Annotated in this window: 22 protein-coding genes; 2 read left to right on the top strand and 20 right to left on the bottom strand. The window is 59.8% G+C overall.

Translation table 11 applies throughout. From position 1 onward, the window contains the following. Positions 1 to 137 precede the first annotated feature (137 nt). The 5 genes from KW842_RS26675 to KW842_RS26655 form a co-directional block, all read right to left on the bottom strand. A complete protein-coding gene (locus KW842_RS26675) occupies positions 138 to 1,046 on the bottom strand; it encodes a cell envelope integrity protein TolA (RefSeq protein WP_218307176.1) in 909 nt (302 codons plus the stop codon). 328 nt (positions 1,047 to 1,374) lie between these two features. After that, complete coding sequence (locus tag KW842_RS26670; protein ID WP_218307175.1) at positions 1,375 to 4,524, bottom strand: efflux RND transporter permease subunit; 3,150 nt, start codon at positions 4,522 to 4,524, stop codon at positions 1,375 to 1,377. A 3-nt stretch (positions 4,525 to 4,527) separates the two neighbouring features. Beyond that, a complete protein-coding gene (locus KW842_RS26665; RefSeq protein WP_218307174.1) occupies positions 4,528 to 5,670 on the bottom strand; it encodes an efflux RND transporter periplasmic adaptor subunit in 1,143 nt (380 codons plus the stop codon). A gap of 123 nt (positions 5,671 to 5,793) precedes the next feature. Next, entirely contained in the window at positions 5,794 to 7,149 is a 1,356-nt protein-coding gene (locus tag KW842_RS26660; protein WP_218307172.1) for an ATP-binding protein, read from the bottom strand. Beyond that, a complete protein-coding gene (locus KW842_RS26655) occupies positions 7,146 to 7,874 on the bottom strand; it encodes a response regulator (protein WP_090192457.1) in 729 nt (242 codons plus the stop codon). Before KW842_RS26655 ends, KW842_RS26660 begins: the two co-directional genes overlap by 4 nt. A 186-nt stretch (positions 7,875 to 8,060) precedes the next feature. Between KW842_RS26655 and KW842_RS26650 the strand changes: the two genes are divergently transcribed. Further along, positions 8,061 to 8,594 carry a Spy/CpxP family protein refolding chaperone gene (locus tag KW842_RS26650; protein WP_218307171.1) on the top strand — a complete coding sequence of 178 codons (534 nt, stop codon included), beginning with the start codon at positions 8,061 to 8,063 and terminating at the stop codon, positions 8,592 to 8,594. Here KW842_RS26650 and dsbD read toward each other — a convergent pair whose 3' ends face one another. Further along, complete coding sequence (dsbD, locus tag KW842_RS26645; RefSeq protein ID WP_218307169.1) at positions 8,595 to 10,502, bottom strand: protein-disulfide reductase DsbD; 1,908 nt, start codon at positions 10,500 to 10,502, stop codon at positions 8,595 to 8,597. 136 nt (positions 10,503 to 10,638) lie between these two features. On the opposite strand from dsbD, the gene KW842_RS26640 reads away from it, so the two are divergent. After that, positions 10,639 to 12,294, top strand: a complete 1,656-nt coding sequence (locus tag KW842_RS26640; RefSeq protein WP_218307168.1) for a M20/M25/M40 family metallo-hydrolase — start codon at positions 10,639 to 10,641, stop codon at positions 12,292 to 12,294. A 50-nt stretch (positions 12,295 to 12,344) separates the two neighbouring features. Here the strand turns inward: KW842_RS26640 and KW842_RS26635 are convergent, their stop codons facing one another. From KW842_RS26635 to rplF, 14 genes are all read right to left on the bottom strand, one after another. Continuing rightward, the gene (locus KW842_RS26635) at positions 12,345 to 13,586 is read right to left on the bottom strand and encodes a PepSY domain-containing protein (RefSeq protein WP_218307166.1); all 1,242 of its coding nucleotides are present in this window, start codon (positions 13,584 to 13,586) and stop codon (positions 12,345 to 12,347) included. A gap of 165 nt (positions 13,587 to 13,751) precedes the next feature. Continuing rightward, complete coding sequence (gene rplQ, locus KW842_RS26630; protein WP_072786830.1) at positions 13,752 to 14,147, bottom strand: 50S ribosomal protein L17; 396 nt, start codon at positions 14,145 to 14,147, stop codon at positions 13,752 to 13,754. A 126-nt stretch (positions 14,148 to 14,273) separates the two neighbouring features. Next, a complete protein-coding gene (locus KW842_RS26625) occupies positions 14,274 to 15,251 on the bottom strand; it encodes a DNA-directed RNA polymerase subunit alpha (protein ID WP_026637581.1) in 978 nt (325 codons plus the stop codon). Between the two features lie 110 nt (positions 15,252 to 15,361). Further along, a complete protein-coding gene (gene rpsD / locus KW842_RS26620) occupies positions 15,362 to 15,985 on the bottom strand; it encodes a 30S ribosomal protein S4 (RefSeq protein WP_218307164.1) in 624 nt (207 codons plus the stop codon). Positions 15,986 to 16,173: 188 nt separating this feature from the next. Beyond that, positions 16,174 to 16,578: a 30S ribosomal protein S11 gene (gene rpsK, locus KW842_RS26615; protein ID WP_072786827.1), complete on the bottom strand. Its 405-nt coding sequence runs from the start codon at positions 16,576 to 16,578 to the stop codon at positions 16,174 to 16,176. Positions 16,579 to 16,592: 14 nt separating this feature from the next. Beyond that, positions 16,593 to 16,958 (bottom strand): 30S ribosomal protein S13, encoded by a 366-nt coding sequence (gene rpsM, locus KW842_RS26610; RefSeq protein WP_090192434.1) that lies wholly within the window; start codon positions 16,956 to 16,958, stop codon positions 16,593 to 16,595. 27 nt (positions 16,959 to 16,985) lie between these two features. After that, positions 16,986 to 17,099, bottom strand: a complete 114-nt coding sequence (gene rpmJ, locus KW842_RS26605) for a 50S ribosomal protein L36 (RefSeq protein ID WP_005663407.1) — start codon at positions 17,097 to 17,099, stop codon at positions 16,986 to 16,988. A gap of 34 nt (positions 17,100 to 17,133) precedes the next feature. Continuing rightward, the gene (infA, locus tag KW842_RS26600; protein ID WP_005663428.1) at positions 17,134 to 17,352 is read right to left on the bottom strand and encodes a translation initiation factor IF-1; all 219 of its coding nucleotides are present in this window, start codon (positions 17,350 to 17,352) and stop codon (positions 17,134 to 17,136) included. 20 nt (positions 17,353 to 17,372) lie between these two features. After that, complete coding sequence (secY, locus tag KW842_RS26595; RefSeq protein WP_218307163.1) at positions 17,373 to 18,707, bottom strand: preprotein translocase subunit SecY; 1,335 nt, start codon at positions 18,705 to 18,707, stop codon at positions 17,373 to 17,375. Between the two features lie 30 nt (positions 18,708 to 18,737). Beyond that, positions 18,738 to 19,169: a 50S ribosomal protein L15 gene (gene rplO, locus KW842_RS26590; RefSeq protein ID WP_090192436.1), complete on the bottom strand. Its 432-nt coding sequence runs from the start codon at positions 19,167 to 19,169 to the stop codon at positions 18,738 to 18,740. A 25-nt stretch (positions 19,170 to 19,194) separates the two neighbouring features. Further along, positions 19,195 to 19,377, bottom strand: a complete 183-nt coding sequence (rpmD, locus tag KW842_RS26585) for a 50S ribosomal protein L30 (RefSeq protein ID WP_090192459.1) — start codon at positions 19,375 to 19,377, stop codon at positions 19,195 to 19,197. A gap of 10 nt (positions 19,378 to 19,387) precedes the next feature. Then, positions 19,388 to 19,906 carry a 30S ribosomal protein S5 gene (rpsE, locus tag KW842_RS26580; protein ID WP_072786822.1) on the bottom strand — a complete coding sequence of 173 codons (519 nt, stop codon included), beginning with the start codon at positions 19,904 to 19,906 and terminating at the stop codon, positions 19,388 to 19,390. Positions 19,907 to 19,915: 9 nt separating this feature from the next. Continuing rightward, the gene (rplR, locus tag KW842_RS26575) at positions 19,916 to 20,278 is read right to left on the bottom strand and encodes a 50S ribosomal protein L18 (protein ID WP_218307161.1); all 363 of its coding nucleotides are present in this window, start codon (positions 20,276 to 20,278) and stop codon (positions 19,916 to 19,918) included. A gap of 13 nt (positions 20,279 to 20,291) precedes the next feature. Continuing rightward, the gene (gene rplF, locus KW842_RS26570; RefSeq protein WP_090192439.1) at positions 20,292 to 20,825 is read right to left on the bottom strand and encodes a 50S ribosomal protein L6; all 534 of its coding nucleotides are present in this window, start codon (positions 20,823 to 20,825) and stop codon (positions 20,292 to 20,294) included. Positions 20,826 to 20,833: the final 8 nt, after the last annotated feature.

Below are 20,833 nucleotides of genomic sequence, written 5' to 3'. Positions count from 1 at the left end.
CGTAATCGGCGCCGTGATGCATAAGCTCGTGCATCTCATCTATGGTGTCATTCGTACCGGCAAGCCCTTTGACGCCAATTACCTTTCAAAAGGGCTTGCTATTCAAGACGGTATCTGACCCCGGATTAGACCCCGGATTATTTGCGGCCGAGGTTGAAGTAGTCGGGGAAGACTTCGCGCATCAGGAAGTCGAACAGTTGTTTTTCGTCTTCTTTGCGCGCGCTCAGCGGTACGGTGCGGCCCAGGCGGCGCGATTCGAAGTCGAAGTCGCCGGTCTTTTCGCTGCGGATGATTTTGATCATTTCTTTGATCGTCGCCGTTTCAATGTCTTGCTCGGCGCCGCGCTCGACGTTGACCTGCTTCAGCCAGTTGCGCTTGAAGTTGGTGTTGAAGCCGCGGAATTTGATCTCGGCACTATTGAAGCTGATTTTCTTGACCGTGAACAGGCCGCCGTTTTCGTCAGCGGTGGCGGCGCTGTTGGCGCGGGCGATGTTGGCCATCGCGACCCGCTTGGCGCGGTCGCCTTCGCTCTCGACCGCTGGCGCCGGCGGCGATGGCGGCGATGGCGGATTCTGCGCTTCGCGCGCAGCACGGCGCTTGGCGATCATTTCCGCCATGTCCTGCTCAGGTGGCGGCGGCGTCATCTTGGCTTCCAGCGGCGGCACGTAAGTTTCCAGCTTCGGACGCGGCGCGACCGGCGCCTGCTTGGCCTCCGAGGGCTGGCGCGGCTGGGTCTTCGGTTTGGCTTTCGGCGTTTCCGGCTTGGGCACGCGCTTCGGCTTGACCGGTTCTTTTGCCAGCGGCGCAATGTAAACCATCTGCCCGCCTTTGACCGACGGCGGCTTCATCGGCGGAGTATGCGACGGCGCAAACAGGTAGTACAGCACGCCCAGCAAGTGCAGGCCGATCGAAATGCCGATGCCGATGCGGTTGTTCTTGGTCTTGCGTTCCCAGGTGGCGTAGCCGTCCTGCGCCACCGGCAGGCGCTGGCCGCAAGTCTCGCAGTAGTCAGAATGCGCTGAGAGGATGTGGGAGTCGTGGTGCAAGATACAAACCTTGTGGAACGCGAGTCGTCAAAATGGGGCCATAGTGCCAGAGTCCCGCTATATTGGGAACCGCTCCCAATGCCATGCTACGGCATCAGACTGTCTACTTTACAAGTTTCAGCTCTTGACGGGTGTTACTGTATGTATCAATTGCTTTGCAAAGTGCCAACATCTTAACACGCTGAGCGGGCCATCAGCGCCCCTTGCAGCGCTGTTTTTCCATCATAGCGGCCCTGGCTGCCGCGCTGTGTTCGGCATCCAACGCCGGCCGCGCCGCGCCGCGTTTTAACATATTACGGATGGGTAAGGATGTGCCGAATCCATCCCCTTAGTGCTTGTTCACCGCTTTCAGCGGCACGGCGTGCACCGTCTCGCGCTCCGGCGGGGCGATGGCGGCATCGGCGCTGATTTCCGCGTCGCTCATCGGCCCGGTGCCGCTGTATTTGTCGAGGAACAGATAGATCACCGGGGTGATGTACAAGGTGATCACTTGCGAGAAGATCAGGCCGCCCACCACCGCCAGGCCTAGCGGCTGGCGCAGTTCGGCGCCAGCGCCCAGACCCAGCGCGATCGGCAGCGCCCCCATCAGCGCGGCCATGGTGGTCATCATGATCGGACGGAAGCGCAGGATACACGCCTGGCGGATCGCCACTTCCGGCGTCAGTCCCTCTTTACGCTGCGCGTGCAGTGCGAAGTCGATCATCATGATGGCGTTCTTCTTGACGATACCGATCAGCATCAGGATGCCGATGATGGCGATCATGGTCAGGTCCAGATTGAACAGCCGCAGCGTGATCAGTGCGCCCACCGCCGCCGACGGCAAGCCAGCCAGAATGGTCAGCGGGTGGATGTAGCTCTCGTACAGCACGCCCAGCAGCACGTAGATCACGCCCAGCGCGGCCAGAATCAGGATCAGCTGGCTGCCCTGCGAACTCTGGAACACCGCCGCATCGCCACCATAGTTGGTGATGATCGATGGCGGCAGGCGCATATCGGCACCCCAGGCGTCGATCTTGGCGGTGGCCGTGCCCAGCGGTACGTCCGGCGCCAGGTTGAACGACAGCGTGATCGCTTGCAGCTGGCCCTGGTGGTTGACGGCGGTCGGACCGATGGTGCGTTCCACCGTGGCAAAGCTGGACAGCTGCACCAGTTGGCCGCTCTTGTTGCGCACCGAGATCTTGGTCAGCGCACTATCGAACTGGCGGTCGGCGTCTGCCGCTTCCAGAATCACGTAGTAGCTGGCGGCCGGCGAGTAGATGGTCGATACCTGGCGCTCGCCGAAAGCGAGGTACAGCGCGGTGCGGATGTCGCCAATCGCCACGCCGAGGTTGTTGGCTTTGTCGCGGTCGATTTTCAGCGAAGCTTGCAGCCCCTTGTTCTGCGAATCGCTGGTAACGTCGCGGAAGTCCGGATCGGCGCGCATGCGCTCCATGTATTTGTCGGCCCATTCGTTCAGCGCGCCGGGGCTGACCGATTGCAGCGTGTACTGATAGCGCGACTTCGACTGGCGTCCGCCCAGCTGCAAGTTCTGCACCGGGCTCAGGTAGACGGCGATGCCCGGCACCTGCTTGGTGGCCTTGCGCAGGCTATCCAGCACTTGCGGCATCTTCTGGCGTTCGCTGCGCGGTTTCAGCACCAGGAACATGCGGCCGGTATTGCCGCCGCCCACGAAGGAGGTCACGTCCTGCACATTCGGGTCGTTGCGGATCACGGTGGCGACGCGCTCCTGCAACTCCAGCAGCGAGGCCGAGGAGATGTCTTCCGAGGCTTCGGTGTTGACGCGGATCTGGCCCAGGTCCTCCTCCGGGAAGAAGCCCTTCGGCGTGGTGACGTACAGCAGCGCCGTCAGCGCAAAAGTGCCCAGCGCCAGCAGCAGCACGAAGTAGCGATGGCGCAGCGCGGTGTCCAGGGTGCGCGCGTAGAAGTCGCGCAGCGCCCCGAAACCGGCTTCGAACCAGCGGCCGATGAAGTTGCCCTTGTCGTGTTCTGGATCGATGGCGTCGGCCGGCAGCATGCGGCTGGCCAGCATCGGCACCAGCATCAGCGACACCGCCGCCGACACCAGCACCGACAGTGCCACCACCACGGCGAATTCGTGGAACATCAGGCCGATCACGCCCGGCATGAAGAAGATCGGAATGAACACCGCCACCAGCGACACGGAAATCGAAATAATCGTGAAGCCCATTTCCTTGGCGCCCACCAGCGACGCTTCCAGCGGCCGCTTGCCCATCTCGATATGCCGCACAATGTTTTCCAGCACCACGATCGCGTCATCGACCACCAGGCCGACCGCCAGCGTAATGCCCAGCAGCGAGACGTTGTCCAGCGAATAGCCAAACGCATACAGCAGCGCCAGCGCGCCCAGCAGCGAGATCGGCATGGTAATCGCCGGGATAAACGTCGCCGCCGCACGGCGCAGGAACAGGAAGATCACCATTACCACCAGGAAGATGGTCAGCAGCAGCGTCAGGTTGACGTCGTGGATCGCCTCGCGGATCGACACCGACCGGTCGTTGACCAGGTTGATGTTGATCGAGGCCGGCAGCTGCGCCTTGAACTGCGGCAGCAGGCGGCGCACGCCGTCCACCACCTGCACGGTATTCGCATCCGGCTGGCGCTGCACCAGCAGCACGATCGAACGTTCGCCGTTGTAGCTACCGGCCGCTTTGGTGGACTGGAAGCTGTCCTGTACTTCCGCCACATCCTTCAGGCGCACCGGCTCGCCATTGCGCTGGGCGACGATCAGCTCGGCGTAGTCGGCCGCCTTCATCAGCTGGGCGTTGCCGGTAATCGTCAGCGTCTGCTTCGGACCGTCCAGGATACCCAGCGGGGTATTGGCGTTGGCCGATTTGATCGCCTGCTGCAATTCTTCCAGCGTCAGGTTGCGCGCGTTCATCAGGTCCGACTTGGCGCGGATGCGCACCGCGAAACGCTTCTGGCCGTTGACCGAAACCTGTGCCACGCCGGGCAGCGTGGACAGCGACGGCGCGATCAGGTTTTCCGCGTAGTCATTCAGTTCCGACAGGCTCAGCGACGGCGAGTTCATGGTCATGAACAGCACCGGCGCGTCAGCCGGATTGACCTTGCGGTAGGACGGCAGGTCGGTCATCTCGATCGGCAACTGGCGCTGGGCGCGCAGCAGCGCCGCCTGCACATCGACCGCCGCTTCGTTGACGTTGATGCTCGGGTCAAACTCCAGCGTCAGCGAGGAATTGCCCAGCGTGTTGGTGGAGGTGATCAGGCTCAGGCCGGCAATGGTGGAGAACTGCTTCTCCAGCGGCAGCGCCACCGAGGACGCCATGGTGTCCGGCGAAGCGCCCGGCAGGTCGGCCGAGACGTTGATCACCGGGGTGTTGTAGCTCGGCAGCGCCGCCACCGGGATGTAGAAATACGACAGCACGCCGGCCAGGATCAGCGTGGCCGACAACAGCACCACCATCACCGGACGGCGGATGCACAACTCGGAAAGGTTCATCGCTTAGCCCTTCTGTTGAGTACCATCGGACGAGGCCACACGCACCTTGCCGCCTGGCCGCAGATTCTGCTTGCCGTCGACGATCACCTGCTCGTCGCCGTTCAGGCCGGACACGGCGGCATGCTCGCCAAAGGCGTACAGGCGCTTGATGTTGACTACCTTGGCCGACTGGTCCTTGTCCACCGCGTACACAAACGTGCCACGGGTATTGCTAATGATAGCGTTTTGCGGAATCACGGTCGCATCTTTCAGCACCTGCGAAATCAGCTTGGTGTTGACGTATTGGCCAGGCCACAGGCTGGTGTCCTTGTTATCGAACTGGGCCTTGACGCGAATCACGCCGGCCACCGGATCGACCGTGTTGTCGATGAAGCTGAGCTTGCCATTGACCGCCACGCTGGAATTATCCAGCGTTACCTGCACCGGCACGGCGCCCTGGCGCTGCGCCGCCATCAGGCCGGCCAGCGCGGATTCCGGCAGCGTGAAGGCGACCGTGATCGGATCCAGCTGGGTGACCGAGGTCAGCAAGGTGGTCATCTGCACCAGGCTGCCCGGATAGACGTTGATGGCGCCGACGCGGCCGGTCATTGGCGCGCGGATCGCGGTGTAGCTGGCGTCCACGCTGGCCGAACGCACGGCGGCGATGTCGGCTTGCAGCAGCGCGCGGGCGGAGTCGACCTGGCTCTTCAGCGTATCAACCGCGCCTTGGGCGATGAATTTTTTCTCCAGCAGTTCCAGCGCGCGTTTGTACTGGCGCTCGTAGTCGGCCAACGAAGCGCGGTCGCGCTCGACCTGGGCCTGGGCCTTGTCGACATTGGCACGCTCGCTGCGGTCGTCCAGCGTGAACATCAGCTCGCCGGATTTGACGAACTGTCCTTCCTTGATGTGGACCTTGGCGATGGTGCTGGTGGTTTGCGGATGCAGGTCGACCGTGCTGATCGGCGTCACCGTGCCGTTGGCCTGCAGCGTCACCGGCACATCCTGCTTGCGCGGCGCGACGATGCTGACGGTGGTCGGTCCCTGTGGCGCGTTACCGTTCATTTTGCTGCCGGTAGGCGGATGACTGCCGCCGTGGGTCGCGTACCAGATGCCGCCGCCCACTACCACGATTGCGCCGATCAGGGATGCTAAGGAAGATTTTTTCATTTTAATAATAGTTTTAACTTCAGAAAACATTGCCGCCGTGCATGGGCGAAATATTGTCGCATAGTATCCCTGAGAAAAACTGCAGCAGTATTACCGCCCGACGTTTTTTCTGAAGAATGTTGCTTAGCTGCCGACGTAGTATTCCGGCACCACCAGTGTCACTTCCAGGCCGCCGTCCTTGTGGTTGGCCAGCGTGACATTCGCGCCATGCTGCTCGGCGATATTGCGGGCGATGGTCAGCCCCAGTCCGGTGCCACCGGACTCGCGCGAGCGCGAGGTCTCGATCCGGTAGAACGGTTCAAACACGCGCGCCATCTGGTCCGGCGCAATGCCCGGACCGCCGTCGCGGATGCGGATGCGCGCCGAGCCGACCAGCCGCTCCACCGTCACATTGGCATAGCGGCCGTACTTGACGGCGTTGTCGATCAGGTTGACCAGGCAGCGGCGGATCGCCAGCGGCCGCCCCATCAGCGCCATCGACGCGCGGCCGCGCAGCTCGACCTGCTGGCCGACGTCAGAAGCATCGCTGCACACGCTGTCAAGCAGCGAGTCCAGATCCAGCGCCTGCATGGTTTCGGTGGAGTCCATGCTGCGCGCCAGGTCCAGCCCTTCCTTGACCATTTGCTGCATGGCCGACAGGTCGTCGATCAGGCGCTGCTGCAATTCGTTGTCGCCGACTTTTTCCAGCCGCAGCCGCAGCCGCGTCAGCGGGGTTTGCAAATCGTGGGTGATCGCGGCCAGCATCTGCGTGCGCTGGGTGATGTGCTGGCGGATGCGCGCCTGCATGGCGTTGAAGGCGGCGCTGGCCTGGCGGATTTCCGACGCGCCGCTGAGCACCACCGGCGGGTGATTGATGTCGTTGCCCAGGTCCTTGGCGGCCTGCGCCAGGCGCTTCAGCGGACGCATCGACATGCGCGCCACCAGGTAGGCCAGGAAGGCGATCGACAGCAGGAAGGGCAGCAGCGATATCAGTTCGCTGTTGGTCGATGCTGGCGGCGAGCGCGGCGGCAGCACCGACAGCTTGAGCATCTGGCCGTCGTGCAGCTGCACATTCATGGTTTCGCAAGTGCCCTTCCACTGGGTGGAGGCGAAGATGCTGGTGCTCAGGCGCGGCTGGTCGCAGGCCGGTGGATGTTCGTCCAGCGGGCCGAGCTTGTAGCGCTCGCCGAGCCGCTGTTGCAGCGAGGTCGAGAACTCGGTCGGCGGCAGTACTTTGCCTTGCGGCGTATCGCTCATCTCCAGCCGCACCGTGCCACGGCCGGCGGCGATCAGATAGGTCGGCCGCGCGCTCTCCGGCATCACATCGGCGGTAGTAATCAGCTGTTCGGCGCGTTCCAGCGCATGAAAGTCACGGTAGCGCTCCAGCGCCCGCGTGCGCTCGTTGACCGCCAGCCACTGGGTCAGCGCCGCCGAAGCGATGATACCCAGCAGCAGGACGGTAAACACCCGTCCGGTCATCGAGCCGAAGAAGGCTTTCACGCTTGCGGCTCCACGGTGACTTGTCCGGCCAGCACATAGCCGCCGTTGCGGACGGTCTTGATAATTTGCGGCATGCGCGCGTCCTCACCCAGCTTTTGGCGCAGGCGGCTGATCTGGATGTCGATCGAGCGGTCGAACGGATCGGCGTCGCGGCCCTGGGTCAGGTTCAGCAGCTGGTCGCGGTTCAGCACGCGGTTCGGATGTTCGAGGAATACCTTGAGCAAGCGGAACTCGGCACCCGACAGCATGATGACGATACCGTCTGGGTTGAGCAGGTGGCGTGCAGTCAGGTCCAGCGTCCAGCCGGAGAATTTCATCTGCTGCGCCTTGTCGGCGCCCACGCCGACCGGCATGGCGTTACTGCGGCGCAGGACGCTGCGGATGCGCGCCAGCAGCTCGCGCGGCTCGAACGGTTTCGGCAGATAGTCATCGGCGCCCATTTCCAGGCCGAGGATGCGGTCCAGCGGCTCGTTGCGCGCGGTCAGCATAATCACCGGCAGAGTCGAGTGGGCGCGCAGCTTGCGGCACAGGGTCAGGCCGTCGTCGCCAGGCAGGTTAAGGTCGAGCACCACCAGCTCCGGGCGGCCCTCGTCCAGCAGTTTCCACATGGCGGCGCCATCGGGCGCGCACAGGGCGCGATAGCCGTTCGACTCCAGGTAGTCAGCCAGCAAGGTGCGGATGTCGCGGTCGTCGTCGACGATTAAGATAGTTGATGTTGGTTCCATGTGCTCATTATCCATGCAAGACCATCAGACTATTGTATCGTCTTGTATATGGGCTTAGGTGCTTAACATCTGGATACAAAAACCGGGACGAGCGCAACGTAAGAGCAACCTTCGGGGGCCACTATGGTCACAAGCGCGGCACATTGGTGACCGCGATTGATTAACCTCAATGATGAAGGAACGACCATGAACATCTTACGCAAAAGCATACTGATCGGTTTCACCGTACTGGGCATGGCCGCAGCGCACGCCCAGGAAGCCCAGCCAGCGCAAAAGCCGCACGGCGCCCATCCCAGCAAGGAGCAAATGCAGGCCAAAATGGCGGATATGTACGCCAAGCGTCAGGCGCGCCTGCATGATTTGCTGAAACTGACGGCGCAGCAGGAATCGGCCTGGGCCAATTACCAGGCCGCCATCAAGCCGGCAGCCTTTGATGGCCAGCGCCCGGAGCGCAAGCCGATGAACAAGCTGACCGCACCGGAGCGCCTGAAACTGGCGCTGGATATGACCAAGAAGCGCGAGGCCTATCTGCAAACCCGCGTGCAGGCGGTGACCGCCTTCTACGGCCAGCTGAATCCGGCGCAGCAGACGCTGTTTGACGAGCATGGCTTGCGCGGCGAACACGGTGGTCGCGGTCATCGCCACCACGGCCATCGCGGCGGCTGGGGCCATGGCGGGCAGCACGAAGGCTGGGGCGGCCCGGCGCCGCGCCAGGGCTGATTAATTCAGTGCGGACAGGGATGCGGCGAATTTCGCCGCATTCTGGAAGCCGATCACGCGCGAGTTCGGGATTTCCTTGCCCTGGCGGTCGAACAGGATGATGCCTGGCGGGCCGAACAGGCCAAAGCGTTTCAGCATGGCTTTGTCGTCGTCATCGTTGGCGGTCACGTCGACTTGCAGCAACAGGGTATTGGCCAGCTTGGCGCGCACAGCAGGATCGACAAAGGTCAGCTTTTCCATTTCCTTGCAGGACACACACCAGTCGGCGTAGAAGTCCAGCATCACGGTTTTGCCATTGGTTTGCGCGAGGATGGCGTCGAGCTGCTGCACGGTCTTCACGCGCTGGAAGGCCAGCGGCGTTTCATGGGCCTTGCCAGTCAGGTGCGCCAGCGGCGCGAGCGGATCGCGGCCACCGCTGACCACGCCAACCAGCTGCATCACGCCCAGCACAGCGACGATCACGCCCAGCGATTTAGCCAGCCATTTGCCCGGATTTAGCAGCAGATACATGCCATAGCCAACCAGCAACGCCGCCCAGCCCATCATCTGCACAGCCCCCGGCAGCACTGGCGACACCAGCCACCAGCCGACCGCCAGCATCAGCACGCCGAAGAAGCGCTTGACGTTATCCATCCATACGCCGGCTTTCGGCAGCAGCGCGCCGGCCGACACGCCGACCAGCAGCAGCGGCACGCTCATGCCCACCGCCATTGCGAACAGCGCGGCGCCGCCAATCACCACATCGCGCGACTGGCTGATGTAGACCAGCGCGGCAGCCAGCGGGGCAGCGACGCATGGACCAACGATCAGCGCGGAAATGGCGCCCATGATGAACACGCCGGCCAGCTTGCCCGAGCTCTGGCGGTTGGACGCCGCGCTCAGCTTGCCTTGCAGCGCGGCCGGCACCTGCAATTCGTAGTAACCAAACATCGACAGCGACAGTACCACCATCAGCAATGCGAACGCGCCCAGCACCCATGGGTTTTGCAGCGCGCTGGCCAGGCCTTCGCCAGCCAGGCCGGCCGCCACGCCCAGCGCGGTGTAGACCAGCGCCATGCCCAGCGCATAGGTGGCGGACAAGGCCAGGCCGCGTCCGCGCGTGGTGTTGGCGCCTTCGCCCACGATGATCGAGGACAGGATGGGCACCATCGGCAGCACGCATGGCGTGAACGACAGGCCCAGGCCCAGCAGGGCGAACAGCGGCAGAATCAGCAACAGCTTGCCGCTCTTCAGTGCGGCTTCCAGGCGGCCGGATTCGTTGACGGGCGCAGCGGCCGGGGCGATGGCGGGGGCTGGCTCGACGATGTCGGTGGAGGTCGGGTTAGGCACGGTGTAGATCTTGACGCCAGGGCTGAGTGCGGCAGCTTTGCCGCCATCGACGCCCTGATTGACGGCGCCCTGGCTGGCGGCTGGCGCGGCTTCGGCCGGCTTGGCCGCAGCCGGTGCGGCCACCGAGGCTGGGGGCGCGACCGGCACCGAACCGCTGCCGGTCAGCGAGGCCTTGTAGTCCTGCGGCGCATAGCACAAGCCCTTTTCCGAGCAGCCCTGCCCCCCCGCCAGCAGCGTGAACGGACCGTCCACTTCCACCGGTATCGTGACGGTCACGCTCTTGCGGTAGGTTTCCACGTCCTTGGCGAAAGTTTCGTCGTAGTGCACCTTTCCCGGCGGAATTTGCGGCGCACCGAGCTTGGCGCCTTGGGCGCTGAACTTGAAGCGCTCGCGGTACATATAGTAGCCGTCGGCGATCTGGAAGGTCACCGCAACGGTATGCCCGTCCACCATGCGCGCCGAGAATTTGAATGCTTCCGAAGGGTCGAGGAAGTCTTCTGCGCGGGCTGGCTGCAACAGCAGTGCGATCAGCGCCAGCAGTGGCGCGAACAAGCGGATCAGGCGGGTAAAACGGGACATGACGGGATTCTCTCAAGGGAGTCTGTTCATTGAAGCAACAGCATAGTACACCGATGGCGTTTTTCCCGCCTGAGCGAGGCCTTAAAACCTTGATCTATGCGAAACTCGATTTTTTCACGCACTGGAGCAAAGCCCTATGTCCCCTCTACGTCCCCTGCTGTTGACCTCGCTCGTGCTGAGCGCCCTGCCCGCGCTGGCGCAAGCCCCGGCCAAAGCGCTGAACGCCATTTCCGCCCAGGATCTGACGGCGCACATCAAAACCCTGGCCTCCGACGAATTTGAGGGCCGCGCGCCCGGCACCGCCGGCGAGACACGGACCGTGGCCTACCTCCAGCAGGAATTCAAGAAACTGGGCCTCAAGCCCGGCAATCCGGACGGAAGCTGGGTGCAGGCGGTGCCGATGCGCGGCCAGAAACCGACACCCAGCTTCAGCTACAGCATCACCGGCAAGCAGGTCGCGCTGAAATTCGAGGACGATTTTGTTGCACATTCGACCAGCCAGCCCAGCACCGTCAACGTCAACAACTCGGAAATCGTGTTTGTCGGCTACGGCGTGCAGGCGCCGGAGTATGGTTGGGACGATTACAAGGGCGTGGATGTGCGCGGCAAGACCATCCTGATGCTGATCAACGATCCGGCCATCCCCGATCCAAACGACCCACAGCAGCTCGATCCGGCCATGTTCAAGGGCAAGGCCATGACCTATTACGGCCGCTGGACCTACAAGTACGAGATCGCCGCCAAGCTGGGCGCGGCCGCTGCCATCATCATTCATGAAACAAAACCGGCAGCTTATCCATGGGAGGTGGTGCGCAGCGGCGGCAATAGCGAGCAGTTCAGCCTGCTGCGTGGTGGCGACGATCCAGACGCGCCGGCAGTGCCGGGCTGGATCCAGCTGGACCAGGCCAAGGCCATGATGGCGGCTGCCGGCTACGATTTCGACACACTGAAAAAACAGGCGCTGAGCAAAGACTTTCGTCCTGTCAGTTTAAAAGGCACGGCCGATTTCAAAGTCGAAAATATCTCGCGTACGGTTAATTCAAATAATGTGGTGGCAAAAATCGAAGGCAGCGATTCCAAGCTGAAAAATGAATATGTGATTTATAGCGCGCACTGGGACCATCTGGGCGTAGACGGTAAGACCGGCAAGATTTATTACGGCGCGCTGGATAATGCCTCCGGCGTATCGGCATTGCTGGAACTGGCCAAAGCATATAAGGCATTGCCTAAAGCGCCAAAACGTTCCGTGCTGTTTATCGCCACCACCGCCGAAGAAAAAGGCCTGCTCGGTGCGAAATATTACGCCAGCCATCCGCTTTATCCATTAAAGCACACTGTGGCCAATATCAATATCGACGGCATTAATGCCTGGGGCAAGACCAAGCAAATTGAAAATGTCACCTCCGGCCATTCCAGTATCGATGGCTTGCTGGAGAAATACGCCAAAAGCCAGGGGCGTTTGATGGAAAAAGATTCGCGCCCTGAATTAGGCAGTTTTTATCGTGCGGATCAATTGGAACTGGCGCGTGCTGGCGTGCCGGTGTTATATACCAAGGCACGCAGCGGCTATTTGAATAAGCCGGATAACTACGCCACCGATGTCGTGAATAATTATTTCACCCACGATTATCACCAGGTAACGGACAGCTTCCGTAACGACTGGGACTTCAGCGGCGGCGTACAAGACATCCAGTTGCTGTTCCAAGTCGGACTGGATATCGCCCAGGGCGTCACGCCTAGCTGGAACGCCAGCTCCGAATTCAAGGCCGCCGGCGACCGCCGTTTGCAGTAAGGTACGCCGAAAACTAGCTAGTACGTGCCAATTCTTGGCACGTACTCACATCAGGCCTCGACCAGATCGCCTGTGCGGCGCTCCGCAGTCACCAAACGCGACGCCCGTTTGCGCCACCAGATAATGACGCCGGTCACGCTCAACATGGCCACCACCACGCCCATCACAGAAATCAGGATGCGGCCCGGCAGCCCCAGGATGCGGCCGGAGTGCAGCGGGAATTGCGCCTGCACGAAGATGTCCGCCGCAGTCCCCTTCCATGGCAGACGTTCACCCAGCAGCTTACCGTCAGCGCCGTCGTAATACAGATAAGCAGGGCCGACGCCGCCAGTACCGTGATCATTACCCGGCTTGTAGAAACTCACGCCATATACATTAAATGCATTGGTATAGAAAATACTGCCGACTGGTTCTTCCCATTTACGCTGAATTGCTTCCTGCGCCGCGGTTTCCACCACTTTGGCATATTCTATTTTAGGCGTATGCGGCTTATGCAACTCCGCCATTGGAATCACATCAAATGGCGTTGGTGTTACCTTGGAAATCTTACTCATTACCGGATAGAAAATCTCGCTATAAAGATTTAATGAGAATGCAGTAAATGACAGAATAATCAGCAGGCCCCAGGTCCACAAACTGAATGCCCGGTGCAAATCGAAATTGAGCTTATTGCTGCCGCCCTTCCAGCGGACTTTCCACGCCGGTTTCCAGCGTTGCATCCACGGCTTGCTGGCTTCTTTACGGCGCAATGGCAAGGTCAGATAGAAACCGACAAAACTGTCGACCACCCAGATCATGGCAATCCCCCCCATCAGCCACAAGCCCCAGCGATCAATACCCCACATTTCAGGAATATGCAGCGTGTAATGCAGGCGATACAGGAAGGAGACAAATGTTTCCTTGGTAATCGGCCACACCGCACCCCATTCGCGCTTGCCCAGTTCAGCGCCGCTGACCGGATCGACGAATATCTGATTGAACCCCGGCTCGTACAGCTTGCCCGTGGCCGGATTCACGCGCGGCGACACACCAAAGGCCACCGCCTCGCCCGGTTCCAGCTGGATCGGAATGAAGGACACCAGGATCTGCGGATAACGCGCCTCCAGCTGCCTGGCCAGCGCCAGCGAAGGCTGCGGCTGGCCAGGCGTGTGGGCCTCCATCAGATGCGGATTGAGCAGGTCGTCGAGCTCGTGATCCCACGAAATAATGGCGCCGGTAACGCCGCTGATAAACAAAAAGCCCGCAGTCAGCAGGCCGAGATATCGGTGTACCAAGGTCCATAAGGCACGCATGGTTGCTCCTCAGAAAGTGGCCGGGATCTGGCTGCGCATCGCCGGCTTTTATCAAAAAAGGGAATGATAACGATTCTCATTTTTAAGTCAATGAAATCTGGCCAACAGGCGAAAAAAAAGCCAGGCTAAGCCTGGCTTTTCAGTACTGCGGGGACGACCGGCTGATTACTCAGCGGTTGGTGCGTCTTCTACAGCGGTGACTTCTGGACGGTCCAGCAGCTCAACGTAAGCCATTGGAGCGTTGTCGCCAACGCGGAAACCCATTTTCAGGATGCGCAGGTAGCCGCCGTTACGTGCAGCGTAACGTGGGCCCAGTTCCGAGAACAGTTTGCCTACGATTTCGCGGTCGCGCAGACGGGCGAATGCCAGACGCTTGTTAGCCAGGGTGTCGGTCTTGCCCAGGGTCAGGATAGGCTCAACAACGCGGCGCAGCTCTTTAGCTTTTGGCAGCGTGGTTTTGATGGCTTCATGACGCAGCAGCGATACGGTCATGTTGCGCAGCATAGCCAGACGGTGGGACGAGGTACGGTTCAGTTTACGGAGGCCGTGACGGTGACGCATGGTACTTCCTTTCGATGATGTTTAAATCCGAGTTCTTCGATCGCTTTGACAAACGCCAGAGCGCGGACCGGTTTTAGTGATTTACGCCCGACACAACACGTGCCGGGCGGTACTGCAAACTACAAATTACTTTTCCAGACCAGCAGGCGGCCAGTTTTCCAGCTTCATGCCCAGGGTCAGACCACGGGAAGCCAGGACTTCCTTGATCTCGTTCAGCGACTTGCGGCCCAGGTTCGGGGTCTTCAGCAGTTCGTTTTCCGAACGCTGGATCAGGTCGCCGATGTAGTAGATGTTTTCTGCTTTCAGGCAGTTGGCCGAACGCACGGTCAGTTCCAGATCATCCACTGGACGCAGCAGGATAGGATCGACCAGCGGAGCGCGCGAAGGTGCTTCAGCAGCAGCTTCGGTGCCTTCCAGGGCAGCGAATACATTCAGTTGATCCACCAGCACGCGCGCCGATTGACGGATCGCTTCTTCCGGCGAGATCACGCCGTTGGTTTCGATGTTGATGATCAACTTGTCCAGGTCGGTACGCTGTTCGACACGGGCCGACTCAACGAAGTACGACACACGGCGCACTGGCGAGAACGACGCGTCCAGAATGATGCGGCCGATGGTTTTGTTGGTGTCTTCCGACAGACGACGCACGTTACCTGGCACATAGCCGCGGCCTTTTTCGACCTTGATCTGCATGTCCAGTTTGCCGCCGGCGGTCAGGTGGGCGATCACGTGGTCAGGATTGATCAGTTCCACGTCGTGTGGCAGATCGATGTCCGAAGCCAGTACCGCACCTTCGCCTTCTTTTTTCAGGGTCAGGGTGACCGAATCACGGTTGTGGACTTTGAAGACCACGCCCTTCAGGTTCAGCAGCAGGTCAACCACGTCTTCTTGCACGCCGTCCAGCGACGAATACTCGTGCACCACGCCAGCAATGGTCACTTCGGTAGGCGCGTAGCCGACCATCGACGACAGCAGCACGCGACGCAGCGCGTTGCCCAGGGTGTGGCCGTAGCCGCGTTCAAATGGCTCCATCACGACTTTAGCGTGACCGGCGCCCAGCGCTTCTACATCGATAATACGTGGTTTCAACAAACTGTTTTGCATGAAATGTCCTCTTCAATACCCTCGGCGCGTTAGGCCGATAAGGCTGATGGCATTAGTGAAAACGCCCGCTTGAAAAAGCGGGCGGGTTTTGATGCTACTTAGACTACAGATTAACGCGAGTACAGCTCGACGATCAGCGATTCGTTGACGTCGTTGGCGATTTCGTTACGCTCTGGCAGGGACTTGAAAGTGCCTTCCATTTTCTTGGCATCAACCGATACCCAGGCTGGCATGCCGACTTGTTCAGCCAGCGACAGCGCTTCAACGATACGTACTTGTTTCTTGGCTTTTTCGCGCACGGCGATCACGTCGCCAACTTTCACTGCGTACGAAGCGATGTTCACCACTTGGCCGTTCACGGTGAAGGCTTTGTGCGATACCAGCTGACGCGCTTCAGCGCGGGTCGAGCCAAAGCCCATGCGGTATGCAACGTTGTCCAGACGGGCTTCCAGCAGCTTCAGCAGGGTTTCGCCGGTGTTGCCTTTGCGGCGGTCGGCTTCTGCGAAGTAGCGACGGAACTGACGTTCCAGCACGCCGTACATACGTTTTACTTTTTGTTTTTCGCGCAGCTGGTTGCCGTAGTCCGAGGTACGGGCGCCCGACTTAACGCCGTGCTGACCTGGTTTTACGTCCAGTTTGCATTTGCTGTCCAGCGAGCGACGGGCGCTTTTCAGGAACAGATCAGTGCCTTCACGGCGGGAGAGTTTTGCTTTTGGTCCGATATAACGTGCCACGGTGCTTTCCTTTTAAAATAATGACGTCCCGACCCACGCGGGTGGACGCTAGTCTGGTCTGCAATGAGCCAGACGGTGGCGACGCCTGCCATGATGACAGACGACAATAGCCGGGCAGTATAGCTGTTACCAGCTTCCTGCACCAGCTTTATTGTGTAACAGCAGAACCGGCTAAGCCGGTACGGCCATTAGATACGACGACGCTTTGGAGGGCGGCAGCCGTTGTGTGGAACTGGCGTCACGTCCTGGATCTCGGTGATCTTGATGCCCAGGTTGTTCAGCGCGCGCACAGCCGATTCACGGCCTGGGCCTGGGCCCTTGATGCGCACTTCCAGGTTCTTCACGCCGCATTCGATCGCGACTTTACCAGCGGCTTCAGCAGCAACCTGCGCTGCGAACGGGGTCGATTTACGCGAACCCTTGAAGCCAGCACCACCGGAGGTCGCCCACGACAGAGCATTGCCCTGGCGGTCGGTGATGGTGATGATGGTGTTGTTGAAGGAAGCGTGAACGTGTGCGATACCTTCTGCAACGTTCTTCTTGACCTTCTTGCGTACGCGAGCTGCTGCTGCGCTGCTTTGTTGCTTAGCCATGTGATTTCCCTAGATTATTTCTTGAGCGATTGAGCGGCTTTGCGCGGGCCCTTGCGGGTACGTGCATTGGTGCGGGTACGTTGACCGCGGACCGGCAGGCCCTTACGGTGACGCATACCACGGTAGCAACCCAGATCCATCAAACGCTTGATGTTCATGGACAGTTCGCGGCGCAGGTCGCCTTCGACGATGAATTTACCTACTTCATCGCGCAGCTTTTCCAGTTCGCTGTCGTCCAGATCTTTGACCTTTTTATTGGTCGCGATACCCGTTTGCGCGCAGATGAACTTCGCGCGTGGGCGGCCTACACCGTAGATGGCCGTCAGGCCGATAACGGTGTGCTGGTGATTTGGGATATTAACCCCTGCAATACGTGCCATTCGTTATTCCTCGATAAATAACGGTTATTAACCTTGACGCTGCTTGTGACGTGGTTCGACGCAGATTACGCGAACAACGCCCTTGCGCTTGATGATCTTGCAGTTGCGGCAGATCCGCTTGACTGAGGCGTTAACTTTCATTATGAACTCTCTTCTAAGGTTCGATTATCTAAATTTACTTGGTCCGGAACACGATGCGGGCGCGGGACAGGTCGTAAGGTGTCAGTTCGACCGTCACCTTATCGCCAGGCAGGATGCGGATATAGTTCATCCGCATTTTACCTGAAATATGCCCCAGCACCACGTGCCCGTTTTCCAGCTTTACTCGAAATGTTGCATTAGGGAGATTTTCCAGGATCTCGCCCTGCATCTGTATGACGTCGTCTTTTGCCATTCGGTATGTTGAAACCGCGCTTATCGCGTCGGAATTCCGCCTTTGAAGTTTGCTTTGCGCAGCAGCGATTCATATTGCTGCGACATCACGTAGTTTTGTACTTGGGCCATGAAATCCATGGTCACAACCACAATAATCAACAGAGAAGTACCGCCAAAATAGAATGGTACTTTCCACTCGGCTTGCATGAATTCCGGCAACAAACACACCAAAGTGATGTAGAGAGCGCCAGCCAGTGTCAATCGGGTCAGAATCTTGTCGATGTAGCGGGCAGTCTGCTCACCGGGACGAATCCCTGGCACAAAGGCCCCGCTCTTCTTCAAGTTATCTGCTGTTTCCTTGCTGTTGAAGACCAGCGCTGTATAGAAGAAACAGAAAAACACGATCGCAATGGCGTACAACAGTGCGTGGATGGGCTCGCCTGGCCCCATCGATGCTGCCAAATCTTTCAGGAACCGGACCACTGGGTTGGCCGTATCGGCGCCCGTGGTAAACCAGCCCACGATCGTTGCCGGGAACAAGATAATCGACGAAGCGAAGATCGGTGGGATCACGCCGGCCATATTCAGCTTCAATGGCAGGTGCGACGTTTGTCCACCGTAAATCTTGTTACCCACCTGGCGTTTCGCATAGTTGACCAGAATCTTGCGTTGGCCACGTTCCACGAATACCACCAGGAACGTTACCGCCACCACCAGGATCATGATGATGATCGCCGACAGCGCGCCCATCTGACCGGACGACACCGACTGGCCCAAGCCACCCAATGCGCCCGGCAAGCCGGCCACGATACCTGCGAAGATGATGATCGAGATACCATTACCGAGACCGCGCTCAGTAATTTGCTCGCCCAACCACATCACGAACATGGTGCCGGTCAACAGCGTAACGACCGTCACGAAACGGAAGGCAATGCCTGGATCCAGCACCAGACCTTGCTGCGACTCCAGCGCGACGGCAATGCCGAACGCCTGGAACAGCGCCAGCACCACCGTGAAATAACGGGTGTACTGGGTGATCTTGCGGCGGCCTGCTTCGCCCTCTTTTTTCAACGCTTCCATCTGCGGCGAAACGATCGACACCAACTGCATGATGATCGAGGCCGAGATGTAAGGCGTGATGCCGAGTGCAAATACCGTGAAGCGCGACAGCGCGCCACCACTGAACATGTTCAACATGCCCAGGATGCCGCCCTCTTGCGACTTGAACAGCTCTGCCAATCGTACCGGATCGATCCCTGGAACAGGGATGTGAGCGCCGATACGATAAACCACCAATGCACCAAGCAGGAACCAGAGCCGGCCCCAAGGGAAACCAGCTGCTGCACTTTTTGCCAATTGTGGATTAGTCGCCAATTTTCGCTCCGATCAGCTGTGTGCGGGGGCTCAGGCTACCGAGCCGCCGGCTGCTTCGATGGCGGCTTTCGCGCCAGCGGTCACTTTCAGGCCTTTGAGGTTCACCGCTTTGGTGATCTCGCCGGACAGAATGACGCGCACGTCGCGTGCCAGCACGCTCAGTACGCCAGCTTGTTTCAGCACCAGAATGTCGACATCGCCAACAGCCAGGTTGTTCAGGTCGGACAGACGCACTTCAGCTTTGAAGGTGGCGTTGAGCGACTTGAAACCGCGCTTAGGCAGACGACGTTGCAGAGGCATCTGACCGCCTTCGAAGCCGACTTTGTGGAAGCCGCCCGAACGCGATTTCTGACCCTTGTGGCCGCGGCCCGCGGTTTTACCCAGGCCGGAGCCGATACCGCGGCCGACGCGACGCTTGTAGTGCTTGGCGCCTTCGGCTGGTTGAATGGTATTCAGTTCCATGATTTCTCCGTGAGTAAGCCGGGGCTTACGCAACTACTTTAACGAGATACGACACTTTGTTGATCATGCCGCGTACGGATGGGGTGTCTTGCAGCTCGGCGACCGAGTTGACGCGACGCAGACCCAGACCACGCACGGTGGCGCGGTGATCTTGACGGGTGCCGATCAGGCCCTTGACCAGTTGTACTTTGACGGTTTTCGTAGTCATGTCGTTCACCTTAACCCAGGATCTCTTCTACCGACTTGCCGCGTTTAGCAGCGATGTCAGCAGGAGTGCTCAGTTTAGCCAGGCCGTCCAGCGTGGCGCGAACCAGGTTGTACGGGTTGCTCGAACCGGTCGATTTCGCGACCACGTCGGTAACGCCCATGACTTCGAAGATCGCGCGCATTGCGCCGCCAGCGATGACGCCGGTGCCTGGTTTAGCAGGCGACATCATGACTTTCGAGGCGCCGTGGCGACCCAGGACGGTGTGGTGCAGCGTGCCGTTTTTCAGTGGTACTTTGATCAGGTTGCGACGGGCTTCTTCCATTGCCTTCTGCACACCAACCGGTACCTCTTTCGACTTGCCCTTGCCCATGCCGATGCGGCCATCGCCGTCACCTACTACGGTCAGCGCGGCGAAGCCCATGATACGACCACCCTTGACCACTTTGGTCACGCGGTTGATCGCGATCATTTTTTCGCGCATGCCATCGTCCGGCTTGTCGCTTGCCATTTTTGCTTGCATTTTTGCCATGATCGTTCCTTAGAACTTCAGACCGGCTTCACGCGCGGCTTCTGCCAGCGCCTTCACACGGCCGTGATAACGGAAACCGGAACGGTCGAAGGCGACTTCGGTGATACCGGCTTTGAGTGCTTTTTCTGCTACGCGCTTGCCGACCAGTGCGGCGGCGGCGGCGTTGCCACCCTTGCCCGATTTGCCAGCCAGTTCAGCGCGCACTTCCGCTTCCGCGGTCGAGGCCGAAACCAGTACTTTGGCATCCGGGCTGATCAGGTTTGCGTAGATGTGCAGGTTAGTGCGGTGAACCGACAGGCGGTTCACTTTCAGTTGCGCAATCTTGATCCGGGTTTGACGTCCGCGACGCAGACGAGATTCTTTTTTATCCATCGTCAGCCCCTAATTACTTCTTCTTAGTTTCTTTGATCTTAACCACTTCGTCCGAATAACGGACGCCCTTGCCTTTGTAAGGCTCCGGAGCGCGGTAAGCACGAACTTCTGCAGCAACCTGGCCCACCTTTTGACGATCGATGCCTTTGATGACGATCTCGGTCGGGGTGGCGGTGGTCACGGTCACGCCTTCTGGCATGGCGTGCACGACCGGGTGCGAGAAACCCAGCGACAGGTTCAGCTTGTCGCCAGCGGCCTGGGCTTTGTAGCCCACGCCAACCAGGTTCAGCTTTTTCTCGAAGCCCTTGGTCACACCGTTTACCATGTTGTTGACCAGTGCGCGCAGCGTACCGGACATGGCGTTGGCTTCGCGGCTGTCGTTCGACGGCTCAAAGCTCAGGGTACCAGCATTGTTTTCTACTTTAACCAGGCCGTTCAGGCTCTGGGTCAGGACGCCCAGCGGGCCCTTGACGGTGATCGCTTGTGCGGAGATGGCGACATCAGCGCCAGCTGGCACAGCGATAGGCATTTTAGCTACTCGGGACATGTCTTACT

Origin of the sequence: Duganella sp. sic0402, from assembly GCF_019219065.1 — a bacterium.
In the GTDB taxonomy this organism is placed as follows: Bacteria; Pseudomonadota; Gammaproteobacteria; order Burkholderiales; family Burkholderiaceae_D; genus Rugamonas.
The sequence above is the reverse complement of the archived record's forward strand: the minus strand, read 5'-3'. Positions and strand labels throughout refer to the sequence as shown.